General features: G+C 38.5%; 16 protein-coding genes. 6 read left to right on the forward strand and 10 right to left on the reverse strand.

Annotated features, from left to right (window positions below; translation table 11 throughout):
* Positions 1-142: 142 nt before the first annotated feature.
* Together MN204_RS01980 and MN204_RS01985 are read left to right on the forward strand one after the other, a co-directional pair.
* Complete coding sequence (locus MN204_RS01980) at positions 143-1,027, forward strand: SGNH/GDSL hydrolase family protein (protein ID WP_249869387.1); 885 nt, start codon at positions 143-145, stop codon at positions 1,025-1,027.
* Between the two features lie 11 nt (positions 1,028-1,038).
* Positions 1,039-1,674: a YpmS family protein gene (locus tag MN204_RS01985; RefSeq protein ID WP_249869388.1), complete on the forward strand. Its 636-nt coding sequence runs from the start codon at positions 1,039-1,041 to the stop codon at positions 1,672-1,674.
* Between the two features lie 47 nt (positions 1,675-1,721).
* Here MN204_RS01985 and MN204_RS01990 read toward each other — a convergent pair whose 3' ends face one another.
* Together MN204_RS01990 and MN204_RS01995 are read right to left on the reverse strand one after the other, a co-directional pair.
* Positions 1,722-2,702 (reverse strand): helix-turn-helix transcriptional regulator, encoded by a 981-nt coding sequence (locus tag MN204_RS01990; protein ID WP_249869389.1) that lies wholly within the window; start codon positions 2,700-2,702, stop codon positions 1,722-1,724.
* Between the two features lie 81 nt (positions 2,703-2,783).
* Positions 2,784-3,398: a hypothetical protein gene (locus tag MN204_RS01995; RefSeq protein ID WP_249869390.1), complete on the reverse strand. Its 615-nt coding sequence runs from the start codon at positions 3,396-3,398 to the stop codon at positions 2,784-2,786.
* Between the two features lie 260 nt (positions 3,399-3,658).
* Between MN204_RS01995 and MN204_RS02000 the strand changes: the two genes are divergently transcribed.
* On the forward strand, positions 3,659-5,281 hold the full coding sequence (locus MN204_RS02000) for an ABC-F family ATP-binding cassette domain-containing protein (protein WP_249869391.1): 1,623 nt from the start codon (positions 3,659-3,661) through the stop codon (positions 5,279-5,281).
* 236 nt (positions 5,282-5,517) lie between these two features.
* Here the strand turns inward: MN204_RS02000 and MN204_RS02005 are convergent, their stop codons facing one another.
* Complete coding sequence (locus MN204_RS02005) at positions 5,518-6,462, reverse strand: L-threonine 3-dehydrogenase (RefSeq protein WP_249869392.1); 945 nt, start codon at positions 6,460-6,462, stop codon at positions 5,518-5,520.
* Between the two features lie 31 nt (positions 6,463-6,493).
* Complete coding sequence (locus MN204_RS02010) at positions 6,494-7,684, reverse strand: glycine C-acetyltransferase (protein WP_249869393.1); 1,191 nt, start codon at positions 7,682-7,684, stop codon at positions 6,494-6,496.
* 209 nt (positions 7,685-7,893) lie between these two features.
* On the opposite strand from MN204_RS02010, the gene MN204_RS21225 reads away from it, so the two are divergent.
* Positions 7,894-8,028 carry a hypothetical protein gene (locus tag MN204_RS21225; RefSeq protein WP_306798550.1) on the forward strand — a complete coding sequence of 45 codons (135 nt, stop codon included), beginning with the start codon at positions 7,894-7,896 and terminating at the stop codon, positions 8,026-8,028.
* Positions 8,029-8,135: 107 nt separating this feature from the next.
* On the opposite strand, the gene MN204_RS02015 is transcribed toward MN204_RS21225, so the two are convergent.
* Complete coding sequence (locus MN204_RS02015; RefSeq protein ID WP_249869394.1) at positions 8,136-8,930, reverse strand: 3D domain-containing protein; 795 nt, start codon at positions 8,928-8,930, stop codon at positions 8,136-8,138.
* Positions 8,931-9,430: 500 nt separating this feature from the next.
* Positions 9,431-10,318, reverse strand: a complete 888-nt coding sequence (locus MN204_RS02020) for a DUF1002 domain-containing protein (RefSeq protein ID WP_249869395.1) — start codon at positions 10,316-10,318, stop codon at positions 9,431-9,433.
* 261 nt (positions 10,319-10,579) lie between these two features.
* On the opposite strand from MN204_RS02020, the gene MN204_RS02025 reads away from it, so the two are divergent.
* Both MN204_RS02025 and MN204_RS02030 read left to right on the forward strand, forming a co-directional pair.
* The gene (locus MN204_RS02025) at positions 10,580-11,779 is read left to right on the forward strand and encodes an MFS transporter (RefSeq protein WP_249869396.1); all 1,200 of its coding nucleotides are present in this window, start codon (positions 10,580-10,582) and stop codon (positions 11,777-11,779) included.
* Positions 11,780-11,935: 156 nt separating this feature from the next.
* On the forward strand, positions 11,936-12,181 hold the full coding sequence (locus MN204_RS02030) for a YuzB family protein (RefSeq protein WP_249869397.1): 246 nt from the start codon (positions 11,936-11,938) through the stop codon (positions 12,179-12,181).
* A gap of 319 nt (positions 12,182-12,500) precedes the next feature.
* On the opposite strand, the gene MN204_RS02035 is transcribed toward MN204_RS02030, so the two are convergent.
* From MN204_RS02035 to MN204_RS02050, 4 genes are all read right to left on the reverse strand, one after another.
* Positions 12,501-13,670, reverse strand: coding sequence for an iron-containing alcohol dehydrogenase (locus MN204_RS02035; protein ID WP_249869398.1), 1,170 nt, complete (start codon positions 13,668-13,670; stop codon positions 12,501-12,503).
* A 16-nt stretch (positions 13,671-13,686) separates the two neighbouring features.
* Positions 13,687-14,064: a RidA family protein gene (locus tag MN204_RS02040; protein ID WP_249869399.1), complete on the reverse strand. Its 378-nt coding sequence runs from the start codon at positions 14,062-14,064 to the stop codon at positions 13,687-13,689.
* A gap of 64 nt (positions 14,065-14,128) precedes the next feature.
* Positions 14,129-14,764, reverse strand: coding sequence for a lysozyme family protein (locus tag MN204_RS02045; RefSeq protein WP_249869400.1), 636 nt, complete (start codon positions 14,762-14,764; stop codon positions 14,129-14,131).
* Complete coding sequence (locus MN204_RS02050; protein WP_249869401.1) at positions 14,742-15,200, reverse strand: hypothetical protein; 459 nt, start codon at positions 15,198-15,200, stop codon at positions 14,742-14,744. The genes MN204_RS02045 and MN204_RS02050 overlap by 23 nt, the downstream gene beginning before the upstream one ends.
* Positions 15,201-15,229: the final 29 nt, after the last annotated feature.

Raw genomic sequence — 15,229 nt, forward strand, 5'->3', positions numbered from 1 at the left:
TGTGTGAATTAAGCTGGTAAATTTTTAATCTTGTTCATTTAGGGTATATAATTAGAGAATGATTTACGAATAAGTTATATAAATGGACAAATAGGCATTTATATTCATAATATATAACAGATAACTGCTTAGGTGTGATGACATGAAGAAAAAAAGAATCTCTATTATATTAGCTATAATGATCATTTTTGCAGCAATGATACTAGTTGTAACACAGCGGGAGTCAACTTTGATTCAGCCTGATTTACCACCGGCAGAAGAGGAAAAGGAATCTGCCCTCGAAGAACAGGTAAACATGGAAGAAGAAGCTGAAGCTGAAGAGGAAGAAGATGAACAAAGGTCTTTTCCCCAAATGATAGCCGAAGCAGTACAAAGCACGGTGGACTTCTTCACCAATCAGGAGACACATATTGTTGCCATTGGAGATTCCCTGACACAGGGAGTTGGCGATGAAACGGAACAAAATGGATATGTAGGCATATTGGATCGGACCATTAATGGCCAGGAACAAATCGCTAGAATAGATAACTATGGGAAACGCGGAAATCGGACGGATCATTTGTTGATGCGTTTAGAGGACGAGGAAATTTCCCAGGCGATCCGTGAATCAGATATCGTGCTGATAACCATTGGTGCCAATGATATCATGCAGGTGGCTAAAGAAAATTTCACGAATCTGATAATGGACGATTTTGTCTTTGAAATGGAAAATTACGAGGAAAGACTTCGGGAGATCTTTAATGAAATTCGTCAACTAAACCCAGACACGGAAATTTATCTGCTTGGCTTTTATAATCCGTTTAAAAACTATTTTGAGGACATTGAAGAGTTGGATGTAATTGTCGAAACCTGGAACACTACCGGCAAGGAAGTTGTAAACGAATTTGAAAATACGATGTTTATACCAACAGAGGATTTATTTAACGACCCCGATGCTGACCTTTTCGCTGACGATAACTTCCATCCAAACTATGATGGATATTATTTAATCGCTGAGCGGGTCCTTGAATATATTACAATCAGATAAGGATGAACGCTATGTCAGATAGAAAACAGCGTTTGAAAATACGAAGCAAATGGAAAAATCTTTTTCTCGGATTGCTTGCTTTCAATCTATTTATTATTGTGTTCGTGCTTGCACTGATTTTTTGGCCAGTGTCGGAAAACGAAGTACCGAGCGCTCTTGATCAAGCCGAACAAGATAGCTCGGAATTTGTCATACGAACAACGAAACAAAACCTGAACAATCTCGTTAACGCCTATATTGAAAAACTGCTTGGAGATACGAAACACCATTACCGGATTTCGTTAGACGATGATGTTCATTTGATTGGTGAGCTCCCGGTATTTTCAACGACAGTCCCACTTTCCGTTCACTTTGAACCATTAGTCCAGGAAAATGGAGACCTCATTTTAAAACAGAAATCCATATCTGTTGGGTTATTGGAGCTGCCCAACCAAAAGATCATGGAATATATGGACAGATATTTGCCTATGCCTGACTGGGTGACTGTCAACCCGGCGGATCAGGAAATCTATGTAGCAGTAACAAATATGGATATTGAGAGTAACTTCCAAGTCGCCGTTGAAACGATAGATTTGGAAGCGAATCATCTCGCATTTAAATTAAAAATCCCCTATGAAACGCTTGGCATACGAATGCTGAAGGATTAGCAATCGATTGAGAGGATCGCCTTATCGGTGGGCCTCCCTAACGATTGCTATTCATATACTTCCATCATGCCTTTAATTTGACCTTTCACCTGGCCCACCAGACTTTCCGGTTCAAGTACTTTCGCTTTATTTCCCCACGTAAGAATCCAATTGATCAGTCCATCCGATAATTTCGCCTTTGTTTTCAATATGAAATGTTCATCATCGAGCTCTTTTATATCTGCCTCTTGACCAAATCGATCCAGCACTACATTTACAAGATCTGTGTGAAATTGGATTTTAATCCACATCTCTTCCCCGGCAAACATATGAAAACTTTGATTGACATAATTTTGCAGATTAAAATCTTTTTTAACAAAATGATTGTCACTTATTTCAATATGCCGTATTCGATCAAGGCGATAATGTCTTATTTCGTCATTTTGCTGAAATCGGCCAATCATATAGTAGTAATCATTTTGCCAGATGAGAGCATATGGTTCCACTAAATACCTATCCCCGTTCCTGTTAAATTCAAATTCCTTTCTTACATTGAATTTGCCATACTGATAGGAAAGTACTCGCTTTTCAGAAATAGCACGATGTACAAAATCAATATTCAATTTTACAAGCTCATAATCTATGTTCGAAGACTGGCTGAAAAGGATCGGTTCCGGCAGTGTCTTCGCTATCCGCCTACTGGTCAACATCTTCACTTTATCGATTAGACTATTCTTTTCTTTCTCTGTAATAAAACGTGCCGATAGTATCGCATCAATGATTAGCCTAAGCTCGTACGTTTCAAAAAGACGGGCCTGGTGGCTGTACAAAATCTTCCCGAACTTTCCCGTGTTGCGAACAATCTCAAAATCTGTCTCATCCAGTATATCCATGTCACGCTTGATTGTCCTTTTGTCAAACGTCGTATTTGGTATTTCCCGCTGCAGGTTTTCAATGATTTCTTGTATTCCCATTTCCGTCATTTCATCCGTTTTTTCAAATAGAATTTTTCTTAACTTCAATAAGCGGAAATTACTTTCACGCTCCATAAATACAACCCCTTATCCTGCTCCTAAAAGTATGTGGAGCTTTTATATGTAAAAAGAACCATCTACGGAAGTATATGGCTCTCACTTAATGACCAAGCGTTTAAATCGATTCGATAAAAGAAAAAGAAATGATTGCTTCGGTAAGGTCTGTTCTTCTATTCCATTTTGCTGCTGTTTCTGATAATTTTCAAGTATTCCCTGATATACCAATTGCATTCCGGGATAATTGCGAATATCTGCTGGTGTCATAAAGCATGGCGGTTTTTCAAACTTTAACTTATCCAGATCCCTTAATACCGTGGCGACAAACTGGGAGCAAAATAATGCGGATTTACGATTGATTTCAATATCCAGCATGACACCGAATAATCCTATAAAATTATATTTATAGTAGTTTTTTCTTGCTTCTATTTCTTGGATATTATTGATTATGGACTTGTAATCTTCGGTAGAAACTGTATAACTGTATATTTCACATGAGGATTTCTTTAAGAATTCACTTTGGATATCTTCTTTTATAAATCCCCCAATAAATGGATTCCTTGGCTGCTTTCTTCCAAAACTATATAATTCCTTCAATTGGGCATCAAAACCGATGGAGACATGATTCAGCGATTTTTTAGTGTACAGATTGATCGCTTTCGATAAATAACTCCCTGTGTCCGTAAATAAGAAATAGATCGTTCTTTCACCCATATTCTTTCCCCCTCCCAAGATTGGGTGATCATCAAATTCCATCTTTTTAAAAATATGGCCTTTTGTACTACTATTACAAAAAATCAGCAAATATACAAGATTTATTTTATGAAACTGAAAAATATCTTCCTATTTATATAGTTTATGACATTATTCCATAATTGGAAACAGCAAATATAACAACGATATCTTGCAAAGTTGCGCTAAATGACGTAAGCTTACCTTGATTACTATTTATATTATTGGAGGAAAAGCCAAGAATGATAACAGTTAATAATGTTAGTTTACGGTACGGTGATAAAAAGCTGTTTGAGGATGTAAATCTAAAATTTACTCCTGGAAACTGCTATGGGGTTATTGGAGCAAACGGTGCAGGAAAATCAACTTTCCTTAAAATACTATCTGGTGAAATAGAACCACAGACGGGGAATGTATCGATGTCTCCTGGCGAACGTCTTACTGTATTAAAACAGGATCATTTCGCTTTTGAAGAACACGACGTCATTGACACTGTCTTAATGGGACATGAAAGATTATATAAAGTAAAACAGGAAAAAGATGCGATCTATATGAAAGCTGACTTTTCCGAAGAAGACGGGATGCGTGCAGCTGAACTCGAAGGTGAATTTGCTGAAATGAACGGTTGGGAAGCGGAATCCGATGCTGCCGTATTATTAAAGGGCTTAGGCATTGGAGAGTCTCTCCACTCCATGAAGATGGCGGAGCTTTCTGGAGATCAGAAAGTGAAAGTACTCCTCGCTCAGGCTTTATTCGGTAGCCCTGATATCCTGCTTCTCGATGAGCCTACAAACGGACTTGATATTCAGGCCATCCAGTGGCTTGAGGAGTTTCTGATTAACTTTGAAAATACGGTTATCGTCGTTTCGCATGATAGACACTTTTTAAATAAAGTCTGTACGCATATTGCTGATGTTGACTTCGGAAAAATTCAAGTGTATATCGGAAACTATGATTTCTGGTACGAATCAAGCCAGCTTGCTACACAGATGGCACAGGATACGAACAAAAAGAAGGAAGAAAAAATGAAAGAACTTCAAGCCTTTATCGCTAGATTCAGTGCAAATGCCTCCAAATCAAAACAGGCAACCTCCCGTAAAAAAATGCTGGATAATATTACGCTGGATGACATCAAGCCATCTTCACGTAAATATCCATACATTGCATTCACACCTGAGCGTGAAATTGGGAATGATTTATTGCGTGTAGAAGGGCTATCTAAAACAATCGGCGATGTTAAAGTCCTTGATAATGTCAGCTTTGTCATGAACAAGGATGATAAGATTGCACTTGTAGGTAAAGATGATATTGCAAATACAATGTTATTGAAAATTTTAGCCGGTGAGATGGAACCTGATTCCGGGACATATAGATGGGGCGTAACAACTTCCCAATCTTATTTCCCGAAGGATAATGCCAAATACTTTGAGAACGGTGATTTGACATTAGTCGACTGGCTCCGTCAATATTCTCCTGAAGATGAAACAGAGACATTCCTGCGTGGATTCCTTGGAAGAATGCTGTTCTCAGGTGAAGAAGCCAAGAAAAAGGCGAATGTATTATCAGGGGGAGAAAAAGTACGCTGTATGCTCTCCAAAATGATGTTATCACATGCAAATGTACTCATGCTGGACGAGCCAACAAACCATCTCGATCTTGAATCCATTCAGTCATTGAACAATGGCTTAATTAAATTCAAAGGATCCGTCCTGTTTACATCCCATGACCATCAGTTCGTTAACAGTATTGCAAATCGCCTAATCGAAATTACACCATCCGGTATTATCGATAAGGAAATGAGCTATGATGACTATGTTCAGGACCGCAAACTGCAAAAACAATTAAAAGAAATGTACGCATCATAATGTTAAAGCGGAGGGACCTTGAACAGGTTCCTCCGCTTTTGTTTATGCTTAGGAAATTATAAAATTTTAATGATGTGGATAACTTAGTTACCGAAACAGCCACGTCCAGCTCCAGCGCCCAGGGACTAGCGAGACTTCCCTCACCTCATGACACGATAAGTCAACATCGGCTCCCTTCAGTCGCCGTGTTTCCTTTATCTCCTACGGCTTTCTCAGATTGTAGCCTCCCGATTATTTTATGGTAGCTTTTGCCGAATCTTTTCAAGCATATCTGCTGTCATCCGATCAATGTCATATTCCACTTTAAATCCCCATTCTTCAACTGCTGCTGTAGTATTTATCGAATTCGGCCAGCTGTCTGCAATTTTTTGTCTGATTGGGTCCACTTTATATGTCATTTTGAAGTCTGGGATTTGTTTTTGAATTGCTTTTGCGAAATCCTCCGGTTGTGCCGACATGGCCGATACATTGAATGCATTACGAGTTTTTAGTTTATCCGGGTTTGCTTCCATAAGTTGAACGATTGCATTCAATGCATCCGGCATATACATCATATCCAGATAGGTACCTTTTGCAATATAGGACTCATAACCATTTTTACTAACTGCTTCATAATAGATTTCAACTGCATAATCCGTTGTCCCACCACCTGGTGGCGCTACATAGGAAATTAACCCAGGAAAACGGAGCCCTCTCGTATCCACCCCAAACCGATTATAATAATAATCGCATAACAGTTCCCCCGCTACTTTATTCACGCCATACATTGTTGTTGGACGCTGCAATGTATCCTGAGGTGTGTTATCTCTTGGTGTTGATGGTCCAAAAGCACCAATGGAACTTGGTGTAAAAAATTTCAAGTCAAGTTCTTTGGCAGCTTCGAGTGCATGAATCAGACCACCCATGTTGATATCCCACGCAACGCTTGGAAACGCTTCCGCTTTCGCAGACAGAAGTGCGGCAAGATGCATGATCGTATCCACTTCATTTTTTTTGGCAACATCGAAGAGCCGCTCTGCATCGGTAACATCCATTACTTCAAATGGTCCGTCATCCTCTATCCCATCCACTTTACGTATATCCGTACCGATTATATTGTCAACGCCATATATTCCACGCAGTTTTCCGGTAAGTTCTGAACCGATTTGGCCTAGAGCACCTGTAACCAATATCTTTTTCATACGATACCCCTTAAAAACTGTTTTGCTGCCATTATATGAAACCCATTTCTTTACCTACTTTTTCGTAGATAGCAAGAGCCTCATCGAGCATCTCTTTTGTATGTGCAGCCGTGGGCATATTACGAATCCGCCCTGTGCCCCGCGGTACTGTCGGAAAGACGATAGACTTTGCATAGACTCCTTCTTCATAAAGCCTTTTACTGAAAGTCTGGGCATTTTTCTCATCACCAATCATACAAGGTGTAATCGGTGTTGCACTATTGCCAATATCAAAGCCTAATTTCTTCAGACCCTCTTTTAGATAATTTCCATTCCTCCATAGCTTTTCATTCAATTCCGTGCTGTGCATTAACAATTCGATTGCTCTTGTGCTTGCAATCGCATCGGCTGGGGAAACCGCAGTTGAAAATAGGAATGGACGGGAACGGACTTTGAGCCAGTCAATCAGATTCTGTTTCCCCGCTATATAACCACCGACTACTCCGATCGCTTTTGAAAGCGTTCCCATTTGGAAGTCCACTTTATCCTGCAGATCAAAATGTTTCACCGTCCCTGCACCTTTTCCTGTTACGCCTGATCCATGAGCATCATCCACATACGTAATTAAATCAAATTCTTCTGCAATTGTAACGATTTCTGGAAGTTTTGCAATATCTCCATCCATTGAAAATACACCATCGGTTATGACCATGATTTTATTATAAAGCCCCGACTCAACCGCTTCTTCAGCCTTTTGCCTTAAGTCAACCATATCGGAATGTTCAAAACGAATAATTTTTGCTTTTGATAAGCGGCAGCCGTCAATTATGGAAGCATGATTCAATGAATCTGATAAAATAGCATCGTTTTTATCCATTACTGCCGATATTCCAGCCATATTGCAATTAAACCCAGATTGATAGGATATTGCCGACTCAGTTCCTTTAAATTCGGCAATTTTCTGTTCCAAGTTTATATGAAGGTCAAGTGTACCATTTATCGTACGAACTGCACCTGCACCGACACCATGTGATTCAATAGCATCTTTTGCCAGTATTTTTAAATTCTCATCTGTAGCCAAGCCAAGATAATTGTTGGAAGATAAATTAATGAGTTCTTTTCCATCAATAAGGATTTTAGGACCGTTTGCCCCCTGAACTGTATCGATTTCATTGTAAAGGCCTTTGTCTTTCAGATCAGCAATATTCTCATTTAGAAAATTGTCTAAAGCCTTACTAGTCATAGGATACATCCTCCTTCATTTTTATAATGGATTTTCCCTTAGCATATGTTTCATTTTTAAGTTTATCACAAACGCTTACAAATGTTTAACATGCTGTGATTGTAAAATAGGTGAATTATTTTTGTTCTGACTTTATTTTCCTATGGTGCTTTTTCCTTGTATCTACTATACTATTACTTATAGAAATTATTTGCTGGAGGAAATGTTAAATGAGAAAGGTATTACTTGCTATATTTGCAACAATTATTATCGGAATTAGCATCCTAGGATATAACGATTTGACTGACGAACCAAATGAAGTTATTGAAGAGAAAAAGGGTTATTCTACTCAAATTAAACTATGATTTTCTAATAAATATGTTTCGATTGTACCAAAAAAAGGAAAGCACATAATAGAAGTGCTTTCCTTTTCGTTTATTACTGGCAATTAATTTTGTTAATTCCAATAAATTTATTCGACAATTGTTACGTTAACTGTTCTGACTCCCCATGCAAAAGCTTCATCTTTTGTAGGAACATGAAGATCTATTTTATTTCCTTTGATTGCACTGCCGATATCTGCTGCAGTTGCATAACCATAGCCTTCAACATACACTTCTGAGCCTAAAGGAATAACATTAGGATCTACAGCGATTACTTTTGCATTCGGATTTTTATTCAGGTCGACTCCAGTATACGTAATACCTGAACATCCGTCACATCCTGCTGTATACGCAGTAGCTGCTACGGAAATGGTTTTTCCTTCTGGTGTTTGTTGTGATTGGCTTTCTACTGTTTCTGATTTAACTGCTGCAGTATTTTCTGTTCCTTGACTAGTTGATTTTTTCTCTTCTTTTGCTGGTGCTTGTTCAACTACTTCTACTGTTTCAGCTGGTTTTGTATCTTCTTTAGCAACATTTACACCTTTAATATATAAATCTTGACCGATAACGATTAAATCCGTTTTTAAGTCATTCCATTCTATTAACTCTTCAACTGATATGTTATATTCTTTACCGATACTATTCAATGTATCACCACGTTTTACCGAATAGGTGTCATTAATGAATAACAATTGTTTCGGGTGGATTAAGGTAGACTTTAAGTCATTTATATCTATCAACTCTTCAACAGTAGTGTTATACTCGTTTGCGATCTTCCAAAGACTTTCTCCATTTTGTACTTCATGTTCTTCAGCTGAAACTGTTGTTGCAGCCGTGCCAGTAATAAAAATACCTGCAGCAATTGCTGCTACTAATTTTTTCATCTGATGTACCTCCTTGAATTTCTGACAGTCCCTATCGTATCACAGGCAAATCGGGAATACAGTTACAGGAGGTTTAAGAGTCTATTACAACAATTACCAAAAACACTCATTATGTTACAAACGTAATATAATTGATATATTAGTAGTTTATTTGATCATTTTATTACAAAAAACATCGAAAGTAGTCATTCTGTAATAGTTCTTCGTTTCTATTTCGTACTATTTTTAAGAAAAATAGAGCCTGCTATTACCAAAATTAGAAGCTTCTTTTCGTTATTTATACTTTTTCAATGCTCTGTTCCTCATTCTCCTTTGGAAGGAAATAGATGAATCCATAACAAAAGGACTCCAATAATCAGAGTCCTTTTGCTGTGATATATTAGTAGTTCCCCTTGACAAATAGACTTGGTAGATTGATTTTAGAGATACACTGCTTAAGTTGGCTTTAGATTATTAGTGGTTTTCTAGGTTTAACCTATTTTATTGGTGCCGAAGATAAATTAATTAAACAATCCACTGAGAAAGTCACTTAGTGATGCGAAAATCTCACTGAAGAAATTAGCTACTTTTTCCCAGAATCCTGCGTCTAATCCAAGTTCATCTGCTTTATCTGCAATTGAATTTGCAATATCCTCTAGTTGGCTTCTCACCGCACCAAAGTCAATATCCAAATTACGCATTTTATCAAATAAGTTGATAAGCATTTGGCGGTCTTCTTCATTCAGGTTTATTTCCAGTTTTTCCAATTGTTCGCTCACAATCTGTTCTACATCTTCCCTTGTTGCCGGGTTCTGATCAGCAATCATTTGCTTGATTTCACTGAGTAGTGTGCTTACTTCCTCCTGGGAGATATCTTCATTCTCGGCAAGATCTGTTGCAACATTCAACTCTTCATTAGCGAGTTCCATACGTTCCTTGTCCAGCTCTTCTCCTTCTACATCGTAGGCTTTATAGATTCCTGTCAGAGCAGAATGACCACTCACTCGTACTGGAGAAACAATATCAACAGTCGCATTCTCCGCTCCTGCAGTCAAAAGGGCATTTTCATACATTGCCCCGGTAACTTCTGTAATGTTTTCCGGTGTGACAATAGTTACAGTAAGTCCAGCACCTTCATTCTCAAGGACAATTCTGGCAGAAGAATACATATTAGCATTTGGGTTACCATTAATGAAATCTGCATAATCCTGGCCTGTTACATCATATTCTTCCACTGCTTCATTATCAGAAATATTTAGAATGTCACGTACTTCTGTGCGTTGGGAATCCGTTAATTTTTCCCCGTAAATCAAAATCGTGTTGGAGGCTGCTGAAACGGAAACGGCAAATCCTATAATCAGTGTAAATGCTATAAAAAATAATCCTAGCTTCTTTAAGTTATATTTCATATTTTATTTCCCCTTTTTAAACGATCCTAATTTATATGCTTGTGCACACAAAATAATACTATTTTGTTATTCTATTATAACGTTTTAGACTTCATATGAACATATTTTTCTCAAAACACTTTGCTTACAACTGTCTAAACGAGCAGATACCTTTCCATATATTTCGTGTTAGTGTATATTTAGGGTAACGAAATATATTCAAGAAAGAAGGTCTTTGGAATCAACGATACAGGCCAAACAGCAAAGCGTAATTTAGCGATCATGTGGTTTGCCAACTTTTTTGTAAGTGGCAGTATGACGATGGTTATTCCATTTATCTCATTATATATTGATTCAATGGGGAACTTTTCTGATTCTTATGTTCAGACATGGTCAGGATTAACCTTTGGGGTAACATTCATTGCAGCTTTTATCTTCTCTCCAATTTGGGGAAGAGTCGGAGATAAATATGGAAGAAAGAACATTTTAATTATATCTGCATTTGGGATTGGATTATCAGTTTTTCTAATGGGGTTTGCCACATCAGTATGGCAGCTTTTTTTGTTACGTTTATTTATGGGAATTGTGACAGGATTTATTCCTATGTCACAAGCATTCATTTCGACACAGACACCCAAAGAGGTCGCCGGGAAAGTTCTCGGAACATTACAGACAGGAAGTATCACTGGTGCTTTGATGGGACCCATGCTTGGTGGCGTTCTTGCAGATGCATTCGGGTATACAACTACATTTATATGGGTTTCCATAACTATATTTCTATCCGGATTTCTCGTTATGTTCGGTGTTAAAGAAGTAAAGTTACGATTATCTAATGATAAAAATGATTATAAATCGTACAGCAGTAAAGAAGTTCTTCAGCATATTCTACAAAGACCTGTCCTCCTTGTTGTTATGCTGCTTTCTGCACTCGTACAAATCGCACATTTCAGTATACAACCAATCCTTTCTTTATTTGTGGAGGAAATTCATGGTCCTGTCCATATTGCATTTTTTGCAGGGATGGCCTTCTCTGCCGCTGGTCTGGGAAATCTGTTAATGGCCAGAAGCTGGGGGAAACTGGGAGACCGTATCGGTTATATTAAAATACTGATCACCCTTTTATTCGTTGCAGGAATTGTTTATCTACCTGGAGCATTCGTAACTAATATTTGGCAGCTGATTATCTTAAGATTCCTTCTTGGCGTATCAATTGGAGGAATTGTTCCATTGAGAATCGCCTATATCAGACAAGAAGCACCTTTATCCATGCAGGGAGAAGTACTTGGCTACAACACCAGCCTTCGTTTCCTTGGGAACATTATCGGCCCCGCACTTGGTGGACTTATTGCGGCTGCCTGGGGTTTCTCAGCCGTATTCTTCATCACTAGTATGCTGCTTATTTTAAGTGGGTTTATCATGCTTATTGCCTGGTACAAATATGAATATTCACCAAAGCATTCACATTCTCTTTCCTCACGATAAAAAGATGGGACATTGGGAAGCCTTTTAAATAAAAAACTCCGAGTATATATGTTAGAGTTTTCGGAGATTGTAAAACGGAATGATTGATTTGTTTCCACAAATATGCTAAAACTAACAGAGTCCTAGTAAAACATTAAAAGAAAGAAAGTGATAGCAATGGGTATAGTCGTTGTAGAAGTCTGTGACGGTAATGCAATCACTACATTAGATATAGAAGGTATAATCGAAGCGGAATTTCCAGAAGTCGCAGTACTAATGAATGAATGTCTATCGTTCTGCGGTTTATGTGCTGTAAGACCTTATGCACTTGTTAACAATAATCGAGTCTGGGGTAAAACCCCGGAAGAGTGCCTCGAAAAAATACGTGAAGAAATAAAAAAAGAACTAGCTGTATATCAATAAAACAGCTAGTTCTTTTTTCGACAATATATTTCCTAGGAAATATATTGTCGAATTTTCTTTGTTTAGAATTTGTTCCTTTTCAATCTTCGTAGCGAATGGATACTGAGACACTAGATAAGCATCTTCGGCCATTGCTCTGGAAAATACACTCACGGACCTTAGAGCAGCTAGTGAGCCAATTTGCGCTAAAGTGCAGTGTATTTCTCAGGGCTGGTTAAAAGATTGCAGTCTATCCTGTGTCACATTTTACAACTAGTGCACCATCACCAAGTTAATTATGCAGGAAGGACAGTATAAAAATTACCTTCCTCCCAAAAAATTAAAGACTGGCTTTAAAAATTTCAATAGAATCCTGTTTCGATAATTTCTTATAAACACCGTATTCTGGCCTTGCTATAACCGTCTTTTCAGCCATTAGCTCAACTGTGCTTTCGTCGATGTCATAATCCGCAAGCGTTGCAGGTGCACCGATACTACTCCAGAATTCACGAAGCTTATCAATTCCTTCAAGGGCAATTTCCTTATCCGATTTCCCGGTAGTCGATACATCAAACACCCTGACAGCAAGCTGTTTGAAACGAGGAGCATTTTCTTCATCCAGTACATGCTTCATCCAATTGGGAAACAGGATTGCCAACCCTCCGCCATGTGGAATATCGTGAACTGCTGATACAGCATGCTCCAGGTTATGTGTTGCCCAATCACCCCGATATCCCATATTCAACATATTATTCAATGCCAGGGTTCCACTAAGCATTATAGTGGCGCGATAATCGTAGTTTTCAGGTTCTGCAAGAAGTTTTGGAGCCGTTTCGATTACGGTTAAGAGAATGCCCTCACAAAAACGATCCTGCACGGGTGTGTTTGTTGTTCTATGAAAATAGTGCTCAAGTACATGTGACATCATATCCACAATGCCGTATATTGTTTGATCACGCGGAACGGAAAACGTATGCTCGGGATCCAAAATGGAGAATTTAGGATACGTATGTGCTGTACCCCAACCATGCTTTTCATTCATTTCCCAATTGGTAATTACCGATCCGGCATTCATTTCTGAACCAGTGGCAGCAAGTGTCAAGACTGTACCGAACGGCAATGCACCATCTGCCTGGACTTTCTTCGTAACAACATCCCACATATCTTCTTCGGTTGTTGCCCCAACTGCAATTGCCTTTGTACAGTCAATCGTGCTTCCACCACCGACAGCCAAGAGAAATTCAATTGCTTCATCCTTACAGATTTCCACACCTCTACGTACTGTTGTAATACGGGGATTCGGCTCCACACCTGATAATTCAAATATCTCGGCACCAATTTTGCCCAATTCATTAATAACTTTATCATATATTCCATTTCGCTTGATACTACCGCCGCCGTAGACGATCAGAACACGCTTCCCGTAAAGTTTTACTTCATCTGACAGCTTATCAATCTGACCTTTACCAAAAATTAATTTCGTCGGATTCTGATACGTAAAATTATCCATAAAGAATACCTCCTGATTATTTGGTATATGCTATAACATCCATTTCAATCAATACATCTTTAGGTAAACGACTTACTTCGACAGTTGCCCGTGCTGGATAAGGCTCTGTTAAAAAGCTGCCGTAGATTTCATTGACTGTCACGAAATCATCCATCGATGATAAGTAAATCGTGAATTTAACAACCTGTGAAAAACTGGTATTTGCTTCATCAAGAATTGCTTTTAAATTACCCAACACTTGTTTTGTCTGATTCTCAATACCTTCAACCACTTCACCAGTTTGTGGATCAATCGGAATTTGCCCGGAAACATATACAAAGTCTCCCGCCTGAATCGCCTGGGAATATGGACCAATTGCCGCTGGTGCTTTTTCAGTATAAATTGCTTTTAACATTTCATTTCCTCCTAATAAGATCAGTATGTTTGCTGTAATATGCGCTACTGCGCTTTTCTATATCTTACCAGTTCCTTAATTCCATTGCTATTACATCCCTGTATTCCATAACAGACCGAACATAGTATATATCGCCATAGCATGCTTCGTATTGCTCAGCTTCCTTGCGAAGGCATGTATAGATGGATTGATCTGGTGCATTCTCATACATTTCCCTTGAAAAATCAATGGCTGCTTCTTCTGAATATGTACCCTTTTCTTGCTGGACATAATCAATAAACCCCAGGCCAAAATTATAGGACTGAACTGCAAGGTGCAAGTCGCCATCCGCATCCTCCAATGTTTTGGAAAAATAATAGGCTCCCTGTTTGATAGATAATTCCGGGTCATTGATACATCCCTTTTTGCCACAGTAGCTCTCAGAGGATTGCATCGGGTCAGCACCCCTGCCACCAGACTCCTGCATCATCATTGCGAGCAGAACATCCACGTACCCGGAAACATTGTATTCCCTAGCATATTTTTCTACCATTGGCTTGTAATGAAGAACGTAGTCACTAATCGAAGGTAACGTCTTCTCCGTATCGTTAACATCCTTCTCATATGTCAGGAATGATAGCATAAGGAAAGTCCCGATGAGCAATACAGTTATCAAAATTACCTGTTTTACAGCCTGTTTAACTTTTTTGTTTATTTTCATGATGATCTTTCCCTTTTTCTATTCGTACAACAATGAGTAGCCAAACTACAAATCCATATAGCATATGGCCGACAAGCCAATATGCAAAGGCTGATTGATCGGTAATTTCTGGTGTCCGTTCTGAAAGAGCCGTCGTTAAATAAAGCAGGGCACCGATTAATGTGTTTACTATGATATATGGTGCCATCTTTATATGGATGTCTTTCTTTCTAAATAAAAAGTAGATGACAAATACGAGTGCAACAGAAACGATCATATGCAGAACAAACTCTTCTCCCCCGCTGAGTGTCCAATCTCCTACAATTGGGAAATAATCAATATTCATGAGAAGAACATATACTTTTTTACCTGTTGTCTGTTCAATAAGCTTGAAAAAACCGCCGAGTATCAATCCTGCTATCATTCCAATTATAAAAAGCTTGTTGACTAGTTTCATAGAGTAGCTCCAATAGTTTATGTCATCTC

This window comes from Oceanobacillus saliphilus, from assembly GCF_023522835.1.
GTDB lineage: Bacteria > Bacillota > Bacilli > Bacillales > Amphibacillaceae > Oceanobacillus > Oceanobacillus saliphilus.

Excerpts from the sequence above, each read along its gene's own strand:
- MN204_RS02045 (WP_249869400.1), bottom strand. The coding sequence starts at position 14,764 with ATGAAAATAAACAAAAAAGTTAAACAGGCTGTAAAACAGGTAATTTTG.
- MN204_RS02000 (WP_249869391.1), top strand. The coding sequence starts at position 3,659 with ATGATAACAGTTAATAATGTTAGTTTACGGTACGGTGATAAAAAGCTG.
- MN204_RS02025 (WP_249869396.1), top strand. The coding sequence starts at position 10,580 with ATGTGGTTTGCCAACTTTTTTGTAAGTGGCAGTATGACGATGGTTATT.
- MN204_RS02050 (WP_249869401.1), bottom strand. The coding sequence starts at position 15,200 with ATGAAACTAGTCAACAAGCTTTTTATAATTGGAATGATAGCAGGATTG.
- MN204_RS02040 (WP_249869399.1), bottom strand. The coding sequence starts at position 14,064 with ATGTTAAAAGCAATTTATACTGAAAAAGCACCAGCGGCAATTGGTCCA.
- MN204_RS02035 (WP_249869398.1), bottom strand. The coding sequence starts at position 13,670 with ATGGATAATTTTACGTATCAGAATCCGACGAAATTAATTTTTGGTAAA.
- MN204_RS01990 (WP_249869389.1), bottom strand. The coding sequence starts at position 2,702 with ATGGAGCGTGAAAGTAATTTCCGCTTATTGAAGTTAAGAAAAATTCTA.
- MN204_RS02030 (WP_249869397.1), top strand. The coding sequence starts at position 11,936 with ATGGGTATAGTCGTTGTAGAAGTCTGTGACGGTAATGCAATCACTACA.
- MN204_RS02005 (WP_249869392.1), bottom strand. The coding sequence starts at position 6,462 with ATGAAAAAGATATTGGTTACAGGTGCTCTAGGCCAAATCGGTTCAGAA.
- MN204_RS01980 (WP_249869387.1), top strand. The coding sequence starts at position 143 with ATGAAGAAAAAAAGAATCTCTATTATATTAGCTATAATGATCATTTTT.
- MN204_RS01985 (WP_249869388.1), top strand. The coding sequence starts at position 1,039 with ATGTCAGATAGAAAACAGCGTTTGAAAATACGAAGCAAATGGAAAAAT.
- MN204_RS02015 (WP_249869394.1), bottom strand. The coding sequence starts at position 8,930 with ATGAAAAAATTAGTAGCAGCAATTGCTGCAGGTATTTTTATTACTGGC.
- MN204_RS02010 (WP_249869393.1), bottom strand. The coding sequence starts at position 7,684 with ATGACTAGTAAGGCTTTAGACAATTTTCTAAATGAGAATATTGCTGAT.
- MN204_RS21225 (WP_306798550.1), top strand. The coding sequence starts at position 7,894 with ATGAGAAAGGTATTACTTGCTATATTTGCAACAATTATTATCGGAATT.
- MN204_RS01995 (WP_249869390.1), bottom strand. The coding sequence starts at position 3,398 with ATGGGTGAAAGAACGATCTATTTCTTATTTACGGACACAGGGAGTTAT.
- MN204_RS02020 (WP_249869395.1), bottom strand. The coding sequence starts at position 10,318 with ATGAAATATAACTTAAAGAAGCTAGGATTATTTTTTATAGCATTTACA.